Below are 13,600 nucleotides of genomic sequence, written 5' to 3'. Positions count from 1 at the left end.
TGAACAAGCCATCTTGAGGACGATCCCATGACTGACCTGCCCCAAACAATGAAAGCTGCCATCCTGAAACACGACGGGTACTCGGCCACTTCGACCGGACCAGTCATCGAGGATGCGGCTGATTGGCTTGAAGCTGCGGAACTGCCCGTTCCCAATCCCGGCCCCGGTCAGGTTTTGATCCGCCTGCGCGCGTCGTCGGTCAATCCGTCCGACCTCCACTTCATCAAGGGTGAATACGGCCAGCCGCGCGTCAAAGGTGCCGCGGCCGGATTCGAAGGCTGTGGCGACGTCGTTGCAACCGGAAAAGGTGCCGAGGCGCTGAAGGGACAGCGCGTCGCTTTCGTGGCCGCAGGTTCCGGCGCCTGGGCGGAATACATCGTGACGCAGATGCAAATGTGTATTCCTTTGCGTCCGGATATTTCAGATGATGACGGAGCCGCGCAAATCGTCAACCCTCTCACCGCGATGGCGATGGTGGACATGGCAAGGGAAGACGGCGATGCATTTGTGATATCCGCTGCGTCCAGCCAATTGGGAAAACTGATGTGCAGCCTCGGGCGTGATCTGGGGTTAAAACCCATCGCGCTGGTGCGCCGGGCCGAGACAGTCGATACGCTGAAAAGTCTTGGAGCAGCCGAAGTGCTTGTGACGTCCGATCCTGAAATCGTCGAGAAGTTTGCCGCGATAAGCGCCACGCTGAAGCCTCGGGTCTTCCTTGATGCGGTGACGGATCAACTGTCCGAGAAACTGTTCTGCGCCATGCCCAACCGGGCGCGCTGGGTCAGCTACGGCAAACTTTCGACCGAAGCGCCAACGCTTTCTCAGACCGGCCAGCTGATCTTCATGGGGAAACGGATCGAAGGTTTCTGGCTGACGCAATGGATGATGTCGACACCGCCCGCTGACCAGATGCGGGTTGTGGCCGAAGTTCAGGCCCGCTTTGCCGATGGTCGCTGGAAAACGGATGTTTCCGAACACCTTACACTCGAAAATCTTGTGTCGAATCTTGCCGATGCGCTGAAAAAGAGTGACGGAAAGGTGATTATCACCCCATAGTAGAACTCACCTGCGTTACCGGAGGATACACGCGGGCGGACGAAGACGCTGGAAAACCGGTGGAGGGAGGACAGTGTGGATAACGCGCAGCTGCTGATTAGCGGGCTGGCGAACGGGTGTGTCTACGGCCTGATCGCGCTTGGCTTTGTATTGATCTACAAGGCAACCGAAGCGGTGAATTTTGCGCAGGGTGATTTCATGATGCTGGGCGCATTTGTGACCATCGGCCTGACAAATACCGAATATATGGGGTTGCCGTTCTGGCTCGCTCTGCCTGTTTCATTGGGAATAATGGGCGCGCTCGGTTTTCTTCTTGATCGCCTGATCATTCGCCGCTTGTTCGGTGAAAGCCAGACCGCCGTTGTCATACTGACCATTGCTTTGGGCTTTGTGATCCGTTTCGTTGCCGGTCTAATCTGGGGGCACGAGCCGCAAACGCTGCAAAACCCGCTTGCGGGCAAAGAAGTGCGTATGGGCGGTCTTGTACTGGGGATGGAGGATGTCGCGATAATCGTTGTCACGGTGCTGCTGACATGGGCACTCTATGTTTTCTTCAGCCGCACCAAGCTGGGTCTGGCGATGCAGGGCGCCTCGCAAAACCAGCTGGCAGCTTATTACATGGGCATTCCCGTCAGGCGTGTTCAGGGATGGGTCTGGGCTTTGGCCGGAGGCGTTGCAGGAATTGCCGGAATTCTCTTTGCTGCAAAAGGGGCTGTGGATCCGACAACAGGATTGCTGGGCATCAAGGCGTTTGCCGCCGCCGTTATCGGCGGGTTCGGCAGTTTGCCGGGTGCATTGGCCGGAGGGCTGATTGTCGGCGTTATCGAACCCTTCGCCAGCCGGTACATTGCGGCAGGTTACAGCCAGGTCGCGCCATACGCTTTGCTGCTTGCCGTCCTGATCTTCCGACCAAACGGGCTGTTCAGTCAGGTCCGGGTCAAGAAGGTCTGAGCCATGCGGATCGTTTTCAAAACCGACTACATGCAGGATATCCGCCCCTGGAAAGACGGGTTCCAGTTGCGCCTTTATCTGCTTCTACTGTTTGTCGTCGCGGCCGCGCCTTTCGCACTGGACGATTTCTATCTAGGTGAACTGACAAACGTTCTGATCTGGGCAATCGCCGGTCTGGGTCTGATGATCCTGACCGGACATACAGGGCAAGTCAGCCTGGGCCATGCGGCCTTTCTGGCCTTTGGCTGTTATGCCAACGTGGCCCTGATTGAGGCAGGCGTTCCTTTTCTAGTCGCGTTTCCGCTGGCCGGAATTCTGACCGGGATCGCGGGTGTGACCGTCGCAGTCCCTGCCCTGCGGCTTCACGGTATCTACCTGGCGATCTTTACCATGGCGCTGTCCATCCTGATGGATGACATCATCGTTCTGTCCGAGCCGATCACTGGTGGTGTCGCGGGTAAATATATCGGCGGGGTCGAGATCTTTGGCCTTACGGTTGACCGCTGGGGGACGCCTGGTCTTTTTTACTGGCTGGTTCTGTTCGTCACCGTTCTGGTCACGTTGGGATATATAAACCTGCTGCGGGCCCCGCTAGGACGTAGCTTCATCGCCGTGCGCGACTCCGAGGTTTCGGCGCAGGCGATGGGTATCGATATCGCGCGAACAAAGATGATTTCATTCGCCTTGTCCTGTGCGGTTACAGGTTGGGCCGGCGCGTTGATGGGTCTGTTTGCTGGTGCGTTTAACAATGAAACCTTCAGCGTCCTGATTTCGATCCAATTGCTGATGATGATTGTTATTGGCGGGCTGGGCTCGATCCATGGCGCGTTCCTGGGCGCAATCGTCATCGGGTTCTTGCCGCAGTTTCTATCGATTTCAAAGGAATATGTCGGCGCGATCATCGGCGGAAACACCGTTGCCATTCCGGGGCTGGAGTTCGGCATCTTTGGCATGATCCTGATCGGCTTCATCCTTTTCGAACCCATGGGCATCTATGGCCGCTGGTTAAAAATCCGCACCTGGTTCGAACTGTTTCCTTTCTATCGCAAGGACATGTTCAAACGGCAGAAATCCTATCTCAAGACGGAGCGTCTGAGATGAGCTTGCTGGAATTTGAAAACGTTACCCTGAAATTTGGTGGTCTGACGGCCGTGGACAATTTGTCCTTCGAGGTTCAGAAGGGCGAAGTTTTTGCCATAGTCGGGCCGAATGGCGCGGGCAAATCGACGGTCTTCAACCTGATCTCGCGCTTTTACGAACCGTTTTCAGGGTCGATTAGGTTTGATGGTCACGATCTGCTTCAGGTCAAACCGTCTGGCGTGGCGGCCTTTGGTGTGGCGAGAACCTTCCAGAACATCGAGCTCTTCGAACACGCAACTGTCCTGCAAAACCTTTTGGTCGGACGACACAGGCATCGGACTACGAACCTGATTTCAGAACTTTTGTTCACCCCTGCAGTTCGACGGCAAGAGCTGGAGAACCGGGAAAAAGTTGAAAAAATCATCGATTTCCTCGACTTGCAGGCCTATCGCGACAAGATGATTTCAGGGCTGCCTTACGGCGTGCGCAAAGTGGTCGAAGTGGCACGTGCCCTGGCGACCGATCCCAAGTTACTGTTGCTGGATGAACCGGCGTCGGGGCTGTCGGTGGAAGAGACGACCGATATGCGTTGGTGGATCGACGATATCCGGCGACAAATGGGCATTACCGTGCTGATGGTCGAACACGACATGGGATTGGTATCAGGCGTGTCCGACCGGGTCCTGGCCATGGCAGATGGGGCAAAGCTGGCCCTCGGGCCACCGGCAGACGTGCAATCGCACCCGGCCGTGATTGAGGCATATCTGGGGAAAGCCTCATGAACGCTCCGATCTTGCAAGTTCGCAATATCGAAAGTTTCTACGGTCCGATCATGGCCATTCGGGGCGTTTCACTGGATGTACACGAAGGAAAAATCGTGTCGATCCTTGGCGCAAACGGCGCAGGCAAAACCACATTGATGAAAACCATCTCTGGAGTGATGGACCCGGAAAAGGGAACGATTACCTTTGACGGCGGTGACATCCAGGGCTGGGAGCCGCACAAGGTTGTCCAGCGCGGGGTGGTCCACATCCCGGAAGGGCGCGAAGTGTTTCCTCTGTTAACGGTTGATGAAAACCTAAGCCTCGGCGCCTACACCCGCAAAGACAAAGACCAGATCGAACAGGATCGTGAGTTGGTTTTTCGTTATTTTCCGGTTCTGAAAAGCCGTCGGTCGCAAGAGGCCGGAACCCTTTCGGGTGGGCAGCAACAGATGCTGGCAATAGGGCGCGGATTGATGGCCAGACCTCGTATCATGTTGCTGGATGAGCCGTCTTTGGGCCTGTCCCCTCTGCTGGTGCAAGAGATCTTTGGCATTCTCAAACGTCTGAACGAAGAACAGAATATGACGATGTTGCTGGTTGAACAGAATGCCAACGCGGCGCTGGAACTGGCGCATCACGGCTATGTCATGGAGGTGGGTCGCATCGTCATGGACGGGGCCGCGGATGCGCTTTTGCAATCGGACGATATCCAAAGCTTTTATCTTGGAAAACAGGATGAAGGCGCGCGCGAAAGCCGCCGCTGGAAGCGGAAAAAGACGTGGAGGTAAGACGGATGGACGCCACGCCCCTACCCCCACAGGTCGTGATAAACGGCGTTCAGTTCAATGCAACGGCAGGACAGCGCCCGGTGCGTGTTGATGGCTGCATCACAATTGCTGAGTTGTTCCAAAGCCGATGTGCCGAACTGGGCAGCCGAACAGCGCATCGCGAAAAAGACCTGGGTATCTGGAACTCCTATTCCTGGGCCGATTATTGGCAGCATGCCAAATGGATCGGGCTGGCCTTGCGCAAGCTGGGGCTGGAGCGTGGCGATGTGGTCTCTATCCTGTCCGAAGATCGCAAGGAATGGGCCTGGCTCGACATGGGTATTCAGGGCGTTGGCGGTATCGCTTCCGGCGTCTACACCACGGATTCCGCCAGTCAGTTGCAGTATCTGATCAACGACAGCGGCAGCCGGTTTCTGATTGTCGAGGACGAAGAACATCTGGACAAGTTTCTGGGAATTGAGACCGAGGTTCCCGATCTGATCAAGGTAATCATCCTTGAAGACGAAGGATTGCATGACCTGAACCATCCGCGCTGCATGATGATCGACGAGCTGTTCGCCTTGGGCCAAAAGGCAGAACTGGCCGAGCCCGGGCGCTTCGAAGCGGAAATTGCATTGGCCAAACCGCAGGACACTGCCTTGCTGGTCTATACGTCGGGCACAACCGGTCAGCCGAAAGGCGCAATGCTTAGCCATGAAAATATTCTGGCCGCCGTCGAATCCGCGGCACGGGCGCTGCCAGCACTGCCCGGCGATGAACAGCTGTGTTTCCTTCCCCTGTGTCACATTCTGGAACGTAATGTCTCGGTCTATTTTCCTTTGGCTGCCCGCTGCACTGTCAATTTTGCCGAGAGCCCTGAAACTGTTTTTCCAAACCTTCAGGAGGTCTCGCCGACAACCTTCACAGCGGTGCCAAGGGTTTGGGAAAAGATCTACTCACACGTCCAGATCCTGACGCAGGAAGCCACACCTTTGGGGCGGCTGGCATTCGGCCTGGCATTGAAAATTGGTGCGCGCCGTGCCGGATATCTGAGTGCTGGCCAACCTGTTCCAACCGGCGTCGCCACCAGATTCTGGTTCTGGGATCAGCTGGTTTTGAAAAACCTGCGCCGAATGCTGGGCTTGGACAAACTGCGACGAGGAGGAACGGGTGCTGCCCCAATCTCGACCGATCTGCTTAAATGGTACTGGTCCATCGGCGTGCCGTTAGTGGAAGGGTTCGGGATGACCGAAACTTCGGGCCTTGCCACGCTCAACACCACAGACAGCAATAAGATCGGAACCATAGGCAAAGCCGTCGAAGGGTGCGACATCCGCATCTCGGACGATGGTGAAATCCAACTGAAGGGCCTGAACATTTTTCAAGGATACTGGCGCAACAACGCGAAGACGGCAGAAACTTTCACCGCCGATGGCTGGCTGCGTACGGGGGATATGGGGTCAATAGATGAGGATGGCTATGTCACCATCACGGGCCGCCTGAAGGATATCATTATCACCGCGGGGGGTAAGAACATCACCCCAGCCGAGATCGAAAGCCGCCTTAAGTTCAGTCACTATGTCGCGGACGCAATCCTCATCGGGGACAGGCGTAAATTTCTGACGGCACTGATTATGATTGATCAGGAAAATGTCGAAAAATACGCGCAGGGCCATAAAATCCCCTTCTCGAATTTCGCCTCGCTATGCGCAGCACCGGAAATCAGGCAGTTGATCAGTTCAGAAATTGCCGCTGTGAATGCAGAGTTTGCCCGGGTCGAGCAGATCAAGGATTTCCGTCTAATTGACGTCCTGCTGACCGCTGAAGACGACGAGCTTACAGCCACGATGAAGCTGAAGCGCGGACTGGTCGAAAAGAAACACGGGCATCTGATCGAAGACATGTACACTTGACCAAAAGATTAACGGGAGGAAAGAGATGAAGAAATTACGTAACAGGCTGGCGGCTGCATCACTGCTGACAGCATCGGCAACACTTGGTTGGGCGCAAACACAGGGCGTGACCGATGATGAGATTGTCATTGGTTCTGTCAACGACCTGAGCGGGATTTTTGCCGCGGTGGGTGTTCCGGCGACCAAAGGTGCAAATGTCGTCTTTGATCGGGTGAATGCAGCGGGTGGCGTGCACGGGCGCAAAATTCGTTACGTGGTCGAAGACAATGGCTATCAGATGCCGCGAGCCATGCAGGGCTATAACAAACTGCTGAATCGCGACAAGGTATTTGCCATGTTGCAGTCGCTTGGAACGCCGATGAACATGGCAGGTTTCAAGCTGTTGGATCCCAAGGGCATTCCCAACGTGGCGCCTCTTACTGCCGCGCGTCAGATGTTGCAGGAACCCATGCGGAACAAGTTCACCTCTTTCTCGACCTATTTCGATCAGGCGCGTGTCGGTGTGAACTATCTGGCAGGCGAGTTTGGATCAAAGACGGTCTGCACCATGTACCTGCCGACAGATTTTGGTGAGGAAATTCTAGAAGGCAGCAAGGCCGGAGCCGAAGAGGCCGGGATCACTTTTGGATCAGAAACCACCCATAAACCGGATGAGACGGACTTTGTTGGATCGCTGAGCAAGCTCAAAGAAGAGGGTTGCGATATCGTCACCATGGCGCTTGGGGTGCGGCAGGCGATCACCGTCGTGGGCACCGCAAAGAAAATGGGCCTGACTGATATGAAATTTCTCGGCACCTCGGCCAGTTTCCTGACGGTCGTGGCGCAGGTGCCTGGTGGCGTGACCGATGGATTCTACGCGGCAGCTTCGTGGCAGGATCTTTGGGCGCGTGCCGATCAACCTGCCCCGGCCGCATTTATCGAGGAATACAAGGCAGCTACGGGTGAAGATCCGGTCGGATTTGCCATGCTGGGTTATTCGGCGGCTGAGATGATGGTCAAGGCGTTGGAGGCCGCAGGCCCCGATCTGACGCAGGACAGTTTCATCGCGGCGATGGAAACTCTGGATTATCAGGATGATCTGGTCGGCAACCACATCACCTATGGTCCTGAAGACCATCAGGGCGCGGATACTGTATTCGTCAACGTTGTTGAAAACGGCGCGTGGAAACTCGTTCACGAAGAATGAATCTCTGACCCGCGCAAAGCAAAAGGGCTCGCAAGTGCGAGCCCTTTCTTTTGGGTATTCCCGGCGAATTAACGCTTCGAGAACTGGAACGAACGGCGGGCTTTTCGCTTACCGAATTTCTTACGTTCCACAACGCGGCTGTCGCGGGTCAGGAAGCCAGCGGCTTTCAGGGCACCACGCAGGTTCGGATCATAGAGTTGCAGCGCTTTCGAGATGCCGTGCTTGACCGCACCGGCCTGACCGGTCAGGCCACCGCCTTTGACGGTTGCAACAACGTCGAATTCACCTTCTACGCCGGCAACCTGGAACGGCTGGCGCAGAATCAGCTGCAGAACGGGGCGTGCAAAATAGACGTCCTGATCTTTGCCGTTCACGGTGACCTTGCCGGAACCCGGCTTGATCCAGACGCGGGCAACAGCGTCTTTACGCTTGCCGGTGGCATAGGAGCGGCCCAGCTCGTCACGTACGGGTTCACGCACGATGACTTCTTCGGCCACGGTTTCAACGCCTGCGACGGCGCTCAGCTCTTCGAGAGTATTGATCTGATCAACCATCGGTCATTAGCTCCGGGTGTTTTTCTTGTTCATGGACTTGACGTCCAGAACTTCGGGGGCCTGGGCCTCGTGCGGGTGCTCGGCACCGGCATAGATACGCAGGTTGGTCATCTGCTGGCGCGACAGGCGGTTGCCTGGCAGCATGCGCTTGACGGCCTGGAAGACCACGCGCTCGGGGTGCGCACCTTCCAAAATCTGCTGTTTGGTGCGCGACTTGATGCCGCCCGGGTGGCCAGTGTGCCAGTAGAAGTTTTCTTCGCGCTTCTTGCCGGTCATCTGGATTTTGTCAGCGTTGATCACGATGACGTTGTCGCCCATGTCCATGTTCGGGGTGAACGACGCTTTGTGCTTGCCACGCAGGCGCATGGCGACGATCGAAGCAAGACGGCCCAGAACAACGCCCTCGGCGTCGATCAGGATCCACTTCTTGTCGATGTCTGCAGGTGTTGCAGAAAAGGTTTTCATGGCAGGATAGTCCTGTTTGATGTGAAAGACCGCCCCAGCGGAGCGGCCCGAATTCGATGGACGGGTTTTATGAGGTGCCTGCACGCAGGTCAAGCAACACTTGTCTTATTTATATGCGTAAAAACAAAGACTTAAAAAATAGGTATTATTTTACCCCATCTTCAAACGCTGATTTGTTCAGGTGGATTGTCCAATAGTACGCGCAGGCGTTGCATCGCGTCCTCGAACCGTTCCAGCGACACATGGCCATTCATGGCAATACGTACCGCGTTCGGCGCGCGCCCATCGCGCAGCGCGAATTCGTCGGCGGATCGGAGCTGTATCCCTTCCCGCTCGGCCGCGCGACTGAATGCAGCCGACCGCCAGCCAGACGGAAGGCTCAGCCAGACAAAGGGAACGTCCGGGCCCCAGTTCAGATCAAACCCACCCAGGGTATTGACGGCGACGCGTAGATAATCTCCCATCCGCGTGCGCACATCCTTGGCGATCTGGCGCGTGCGCGGATCGGACAACAAATGACGGGTTAATTCCGCCAACGGTTGGGCTAATCCGAAATATCCGTATTCAGCGGACCGGCGCAAATCCACACTTCTTTCTCTGGGGGCGATAGCAAAACCCACACGCAATGCCGGTGTCAGAATCTTTGAGATTGATGACACGTGCCATCCCCGTTCAGGCGCCAGCGCCCGAAAGCTGGGCTCTCGGGCTTCGCCCATGCGATAGCAGTCATCTTCAATGATCTGCAAATCAAAGCGACGGGCAATCTCAACGATCTCTTTCCTCCGCTCCAACGGTGTGTGCGCGCCCGTTGGGTTCTGAACTTCTGGCGACACACAGACGGCCTGCGCTGTGGTCTGGCGCAGAACATGCTCCAACGCTGCGGGATCGACACCCCATTTGTCCATCTTCACACCGACCACTTCCGCGCGCATAAGTTCGCCTGCGCGACGGAACCCGGCATAAGACAGGTCCTCGACCAGAACGACAGGTTTGGGCCCGCGCAGGATCGTCTGAAACACAACGCAAAGCCCGTTCTGGCCACCATGTGTCAACACAATATCATCATGGGTCAGTGCACCCAGCGGAAGATCTGACAACCAGTCCACAACCGCCTGTCGCACGGGTTGGTACGCATCGCGCGTCGGGTAATTTAGAAACAAACCCGGATCGGCTTGCGACACTTTTTTCAAACATTCACGGATCAGGGACACCTGCCCCATATCCGCCAACCTTGGGCTGAACAGGCTTACATTGGCATTGTACTTGTCGTCGCGAAGATGCAGTTGCCGCGCCCAAACGTCGTCAAGAATGGGCGATTTCGGCGGCGCAACAAATGTACCACGTCCGACTTCGGCTTGTAACAACCCCTCATCTGTCAGGATTGTATAGGCGCGCGCGACTGTACCTGGTGTTATTTGCAGTCGATACGCCAGTTCGCGCACCGGAGGGAGTTTGACACCGACTTCCAAAGATTTGTTATCTATGGCTTTTCGAATTGTGTCGGCAACCAGAGTGTATTTCGGTCCTTTAGCTTTTGACAGCGCCTCTGGCCAAATTGTATCCATTACAATTCTTCCTTTGCTTTTGACACAATTTCGAATGTATCAGTCATGTGTACCAAGTACAGCTAATTTGTGTCAATACAATTTGAAAGGAATTCCGAGATGACACGCACAATGCACACCCCCGCCCTTCTGCTGCTGACCGACAGCCCCCGGCTGCCTCTGGCCGCTGCACTGGCCGTGCGGTTTGCGGCAGCGGTCACTCAATGGGAGCGTCGTCGCCGCAGCCGCGTCAATCTTAGTTATCTGGATGACCGCTTGCTGAAAGACGTCGGTCTGACACGCCATGATGCGCGCCGCGAAGTAAAGCGCCATTTTTGGCAGATTTAACTGATCCCCAGTCCCATTATTGGGACCTCTTCCTGGGCCGGGGCTTGTCCCCGGTCTTTTTTATCCGAATTTCGCGGCTGCAGACCCTGCTGGTGGCAGGGAATAGGTCATCGTCGCTCTGGCAACTGGGTCTTCTGCGCCATCGGAATACATAAGCACGTCACCGACGGCCAAAGTCCGGCCCAGTTTCAGCAGGCGACATTTGGCGATCATGTCCGTGTTGCCTTCTGGTTTGCGCAAAAAATCCAGGGAACTGTTCGTTGTGACCGCCAGGGATTGACGCCCTTTTCGCGCCAGAACCATTGCGTATACACAAACATCGGCCAACCCAAACATGGATGGCCCCGAAACCGTGCCCCCCGGCCGCAAATGCTGATCCTGCACAACAAGGCGCATGGTGATTGTATCTTCGGTCAGGTCCTCGACGACAAAGTCTTTGTGCACCTGCGGGAAAACCTGCTTAAGGTATTGTGACAGTTCGTCCCGGTTCATTGCCAACGCCATGCTTTCCCTCCTCCTCATACCGACCTAGAGTTGGCCCAACATGGGATCGGAGGGCAAGATGGCAATTCTGGAACGTAACGACACCGGCGCTGTTGCGCGGCTTACAATGAACGCCCCAGAGAGGCTGAACGCGCTGAGTGACGAGATGCTGTCGGCGCTTCAGGCTGAACTGGACACGTTGCGGAAAGACACGTCGATCCGGGCAGTGATCTTGGCGGGTCAGGGCAAGGCATTTTGCGCTGGCCACGATCTGAAACAGATGACGGCCGGACGCCAGTCCGAAGATGGCGGCAAAGCTTATTTCAATGACCTGTTTTCGCGCTGCGCGAAAGTGATGATGTCGATCCAGTCCCTGCCCCAGCCCGTCATCGCACAGGTCCACGGCATTGCAACCGCCGCCGGGTGTCAGCTGGTGGCCACCTGTGACATGGCCGTCGCTGCCGAAGGCACACGGTTTGGGGTGAACGGGGTCAATATCGGCTTATTCTGCTCCACCCCAATGGTGGCCCTCAGCCGCAATATCCCCAAAAAGCAGGCATTTGAGATGCTGACAACAGGAGACTTCATATCAGCTGAACGTGCTGCCGATTTGGGTTTGGTCAACCGCGTTGTCCCCATGACGCATCTTGAACAAGAAGCCAATGCGCTTGCAGAACAGGTTGCCTCCAAACTGGGAGCCGCCGTCAAGATAGGCAAAGAGGCGTTTTATCAACAGCTTCTGATGCCGCTGGATCAGGCCTATGCCTATACCGGCGACGTAATGGCGCAAAACATGCTGTACCGGGATACAGAAGAAGGCATTTCAGCCTTTATCGAAAAACGCCCCCCAAATTGGTCCCAATAATGCAATTGTTTTGCACATTTTTCGCCACTGTTTTGATTTTTGCACTTTTCAAAAGGGCGACACTGTGGCAAAGCTGGGTCGAGGCCAAGGCCTCAGGACACTTTTGGGTCGCCGTGGGCGGAAGGTCCCTCCAGCTGGTCTCTCTCACCAGCGCTGACAATCCCGCAGCGGCGACCCCAAGACCCCTTCCACAAAATTCGCGAAACCGCTTTGCCTCAGTTGCGCCCGATTGTGGTCTGCCATATGTGGCATCGCATGACACAAGTTTTGCATATTGTAGGCGGCGGCATGGCCGGGTCAGAAGCGGCCTGGCAAGCTGCTGAAATGGACGTGGATGTTGTGATCCACGAAATGCGTCCGTCCATCGGCACCTTTGCACATCAGACCGGCAATCTGGCGGAAATGGTGTGTTCGAACTCGTTCCGCTCGGATGATGATGAGCAGAATGCCGTGGGCCTGCTGCATTGGGAAATGCGCGCCGCCAATGGGTTGATCATGACAACGGCTGATGAACACCGCCTGCCAGCCGGTGGAGCGCTGGCTGTGGATCGTGACCCGTTTGCAGAAAGCGTGACCGCAAAACTTCGCGCCCACCCGCGCGTGACGGTAACCGACGAAGAAGTGACGACCCTGCCCGACGAAGGCCAGTGGATCTTTGCGACCGGTCCCCTGACGTCACCTGCGCTGGGCCAGGCCATCCAGGCCGAGACAGGGTCTGACGCACTTGCCTTTTTCGACGCCATCGCACCGATCGTCTATGCCGAGAGCATCGACATGAGCAAAGCGTGGATGCAATCACGCTACGACAAGGGCGAGACCGAAGAAGAACGCACAGCCTATCTGAACTGTCCGATGGACCGGGATCAGTACGAAGCCTTCATAGACGCGCTTCTGGCAGCAGATAAAACTGAATTTCACGAAGGAGAGACAGCAGGTTACTTCGACGGTTGCCTACCCATCGAGGTTATGGCCGAACGCGGTCGCGAAACGCTGCGCCATGGTCCGATGAAACCGGTCGGGCTGACCAACCCGCATGAGCCCGACGTGAAACCTCATGCGGTGGTGCAGCTGCGCCGTGATAACGCTTTGGGCACCTTGTTCAACATCGTGGGTTTCCAGACCAAGATGAAATATGGTGCCCAGACCGAAGTGTTCCGTATGATCCCGGGTTTGGAAAATGCCAGCTTTGCCCGGTTGGGTGGCATCCACCGCAACACGTTCATCAACTCTCCCACGCTTTTGGATTCGCAAATGCGGTTGAAATCCAAACCCAACATCCGGTTTGCCGGACAGATCACGGGTGTCGAAGGCTATGTAGAAAGCGCAGCGATGGGGTTGCTGGCCGGTCGGCTGGCCGCCGCTCAGATTTTGGGGCGTGACCTGCCAACCGTTCCGCAAGACAGCGCAATGGGTGCTTTGATTCACCACATAACGGGCGGTGCCGAGGCCAAGACCTTTCAGCCGATGAACGTGAATTTCGGCCTGTTTCGCCCCGTGGATGGTCTGAAAGGCGGTCGTCGGGGTCGTAAAGACAGGTACAAGGCCTATACCGACCGGGCCAAAGCCGAATGGAGTACCTGGCTGGAGCATTGCTGACTGGACGCGTAATGCGGTCTCAGCCTAG

Annotated in this window: 14 protein-coding genes; 10 read left to right on the top strand and 4 right to left on the bottom strand. The window is 56.1% G+C overall.

The window, feature by feature from the left end; genetic code table 11:
* Positions 1-27: 27 nt before the first annotated feature.
* The 7 genes from ACR0LL_RS04135 (at position 28) to ACR0LL_RS04105 (ending at position 7,717) form a co-directional block, all read left to right on the top strand.
* Positions 28-1,056 (top strand): alcohol dehydrogenase catalytic domain-containing protein, encoded by a 1,029-nt coding sequence (locus ACR0LL_RS04135; RefSeq protein WP_480584219.1) that lies wholly within the window; start codon positions 28-30, stop codon positions 1,054-1,056.
* 75 nt (positions 1,057-1,131) lie between these two features.
* Positions 1,132-2,007 (top strand): branched-chain amino acid ABC transporter permease, encoded by an 876-nt coding sequence (locus tag ACR0LL_RS04130; RefSeq protein ID WP_480584217.1) that lies wholly within the window; start codon positions 1,132-1,134, stop codon positions 2,005-2,007.
* 3 nt (positions 2,008-2,010) lie between these two features.
* Positions 2,011-3,108, top strand: a complete 1,098-nt coding sequence (locus ACR0LL_RS04125; protein ID WP_480584215.1) for a branched-chain amino acid ABC transporter permease — start codon at positions 2,011-2,013, stop codon at positions 3,106-3,108.
* Complete coding sequence (locus tag ACR0LL_RS04120) at positions 3,105-3,869, top strand: ABC transporter ATP-binding protein (RefSeq protein ID WP_480480983.1); 765 nt, start codon at positions 3,105-3,107, stop codon at positions 3,867-3,869. The genes ACR0LL_RS04125 and ACR0LL_RS04120 overlap by 4 nt, the downstream gene beginning before the upstream one ends.
* Positions 3,866-4,639: an ABC transporter ATP-binding protein gene (locus ACR0LL_RS04115; protein WP_480584214.1), complete on the top strand. Its 774-nt coding sequence runs from the start codon at positions 3,866-3,868 to the stop codon at positions 4,637-4,639. The genes ACR0LL_RS04120 and ACR0LL_RS04115 overlap by 4 nt, the downstream gene beginning before the upstream one ends.
* 5 nt (positions 4,640-4,644) lie before the next feature.
* The gene (locus ACR0LL_RS04110; RefSeq protein WP_480584212.1) at positions 4,645-6,531 is read left to right on the top strand and encodes an AMP-dependent synthetase/ligase; all 1,887 of its coding nucleotides are present in this window, start codon (positions 4,645-4,647) and stop codon (positions 6,529-6,531) included.
* Positions 6,532-6,556: 25 nt separating this feature from the next.
* Complete coding sequence (locus ACR0LL_RS04105) at positions 6,557-7,717, top strand: ABC transporter substrate-binding protein (protein WP_480480990.1); 1,161 nt, start codon at positions 6,557-6,559, stop codon at positions 7,715-7,717.
* A 68-nt stretch (positions 7,718-7,785) separates the two neighbouring features.
* Here the strand turns inward: ACR0LL_RS04105 and rpsI are convergent, their stop codons facing one another.
* From rpsI to ACR0LL_RS04090, 3 genes are all read right to left on the bottom strand, one after another.
* Positions 7,786-8,271, bottom strand: a complete 486-nt coding sequence (gene rpsI / locus ACR0LL_RS04100; RefSeq protein WP_209503959.1) for a 30S ribosomal protein S9 — start codon at positions 8,269-8,271, stop codon at positions 7,786-7,788.
* A 6-nt stretch (positions 8,272-8,277) separates the two neighbouring features.
* Entirely contained in the window at positions 8,278-8,736 is a 459-nt protein-coding gene (gene rplM / locus ACR0LL_RS04095) for a 50S ribosomal protein L13 (RefSeq protein ID WP_209503960.1), read from the bottom strand.
* A gap of 161 nt (positions 8,737-8,897) precedes the next feature.
* The gene (locus ACR0LL_RS04090; RefSeq protein ID WP_480584209.1) at positions 8,898-10,301 is read right to left on the bottom strand and encodes an aminotransferase-like domain-containing protein; all 1,404 of its coding nucleotides are present in this window, start codon (positions 10,299-10,301) and stop codon (positions 8,898-8,900) included.
* 99 nt (positions 10,302-10,400) lie between these two features.
* Between ACR0LL_RS04090 and ACR0LL_RS04085 the strand changes: the two genes are divergently transcribed.
* Positions 10,401-10,628 (top strand): DUF1127 domain-containing protein, encoded by a 228-nt coding sequence (locus tag ACR0LL_RS04085; protein WP_480472702.1) that lies wholly within the window; start codon positions 10,401-10,403, stop codon positions 10,626-10,628.
* Positions 10,629-10,688: 60 nt separating this feature from the next.
* Here ACR0LL_RS04085 and ACR0LL_RS04080 read toward each other — a convergent pair whose 3' ends face one another.
* Entirely contained in the window at positions 10,689-11,132 is a 444-nt protein-coding gene (locus tag ACR0LL_RS04080) for a PaaI family thioesterase (RefSeq protein ID WP_480558422.1), read from the bottom strand.
* 58 nt (positions 11,133-11,190) lie between these two features.
* Here ACR0LL_RS04080 and ACR0LL_RS04075 point away from each other — a divergent pair, with 58 nt between their 5' ends.
* Together ACR0LL_RS04075 and trmFO are read left to right on the top strand one after the other, a co-directional pair.
* Positions 11,191-11,976, top strand: a complete 786-nt coding sequence (locus ACR0LL_RS04075; protein ID WP_480584207.1) for an enoyl-CoA hydratase — start codon at positions 11,191-11,193, stop codon at positions 11,974-11,976.
* 255 nt (positions 11,977-12,231) lie between these two features.
* Positions 12,232-13,572 carry a methylenetetrahydrofolate--tRNA-(uracil(54)-C(5))-methyltransferase (FADH(2)-oxidizing) TrmFO gene (gene trmFO / locus ACR0LL_RS04070; protein WP_480584205.1) on the top strand — a complete coding sequence of 447 codons (1,341 nt, stop codon included), beginning with the start codon at positions 12,232-12,234 and terminating at the stop codon, positions 13,570-13,572.
* Positions 13,573-13,600 lie beyond the last annotated feature (28 nt).

The sequence above is a fragment of the Ruegeria sp. AI2 genome, from assembly GCF_056541275.1.
The sequence above is the reverse complement of the archived record's forward strand: the minus strand, read 5'-3'. Positions and strand labels throughout refer to the sequence as shown.

Bases quoted from the DNA above. Each gene is read 5' to 3' on its own strand.
- ACR0LL_RS04080 (WP_480558422.1), bottom strand. From the start codon at position 11,132: ATGGCGTTGGCAATGAACCGGGACGAACTGTCACAATACCTTAAGCAG.
- rplM (WP_209503960.1), bottom strand. From the start codon at position 8,736: ATGAAAACCTTTTCTGCAACACCTGCAGACATCGACAAGAAGTGGATC.
- ACR0LL_RS04085 (WP_480472702.1), top strand. From the start codon at position 10,401: ATGACACGCACAATGCACACCCCCGCCCTTCTGCTGCTGACCGACAGC.
- ACR0LL_RS04120 (WP_480480983.1), top strand. From the start codon at position 3,105: ATGAGCTTGCTGGAATTTGAAAACGTTACCCTGAAATTTGGTGGTCTG.
- ACR0LL_RS04105 (WP_480480990.1), top strand. From the start codon at position 6,557: ATGAAGAAATTACGTAACAGGCTGGCGGCTGCATCACTGCTGACAGCA.
- trmFO (WP_480584205.1), top strand. From the start codon at position 12,232: ATGACACAAGTTTTGCATATTGTAGGCGGCGGCATGGCCGGGTCAGAA.
- ACR0LL_RS04125 (WP_480584215.1), top strand. From the start codon at position 2,011: ATGCGGATCGTTTTCAAAACCGACTACATGCAGGATATCCGCCCCTGG.
- ACR0LL_RS04115 (WP_480584214.1), top strand. From the start codon at position 3,866: ATGAACGCTCCGATCTTGCAAGTTCGCAATATCGAAAGTTTCTACGGT.
- ACR0LL_RS04075 (WP_480584207.1), top strand. From the start codon at position 11,191: ATGGCAATTCTGGAACGTAACGACACCGGCGCTGTTGCGCGGCTTACA.
- rpsI (WP_209503959.1), bottom strand. From the start codon at position 8,271: ATGGTTGATCAGATCAATACTCTCGAAGAGCTGAGCGCCGTCGCAGGC.
- ACR0LL_RS04135 (WP_480584219.1), top strand. From the start codon at position 28: ATGACTGACCTGCCCCAAACAATGAAAGCTGCCATCCTGAAACACGAC.
- ACR0LL_RS04110 (WP_480584212.1), top strand. From the start codon at position 4,645: ATGGACGCCACGCCCCTACCCCCACAGGTCGTGATAAACGGCGTTCAG.
- ACR0LL_RS04090 (WP_480584209.1), bottom strand. From the start codon at position 10,301: ATGGATACAATTTGGCCAGAGGCGCTGTCAAAAGCTAAAGGACCGAAA.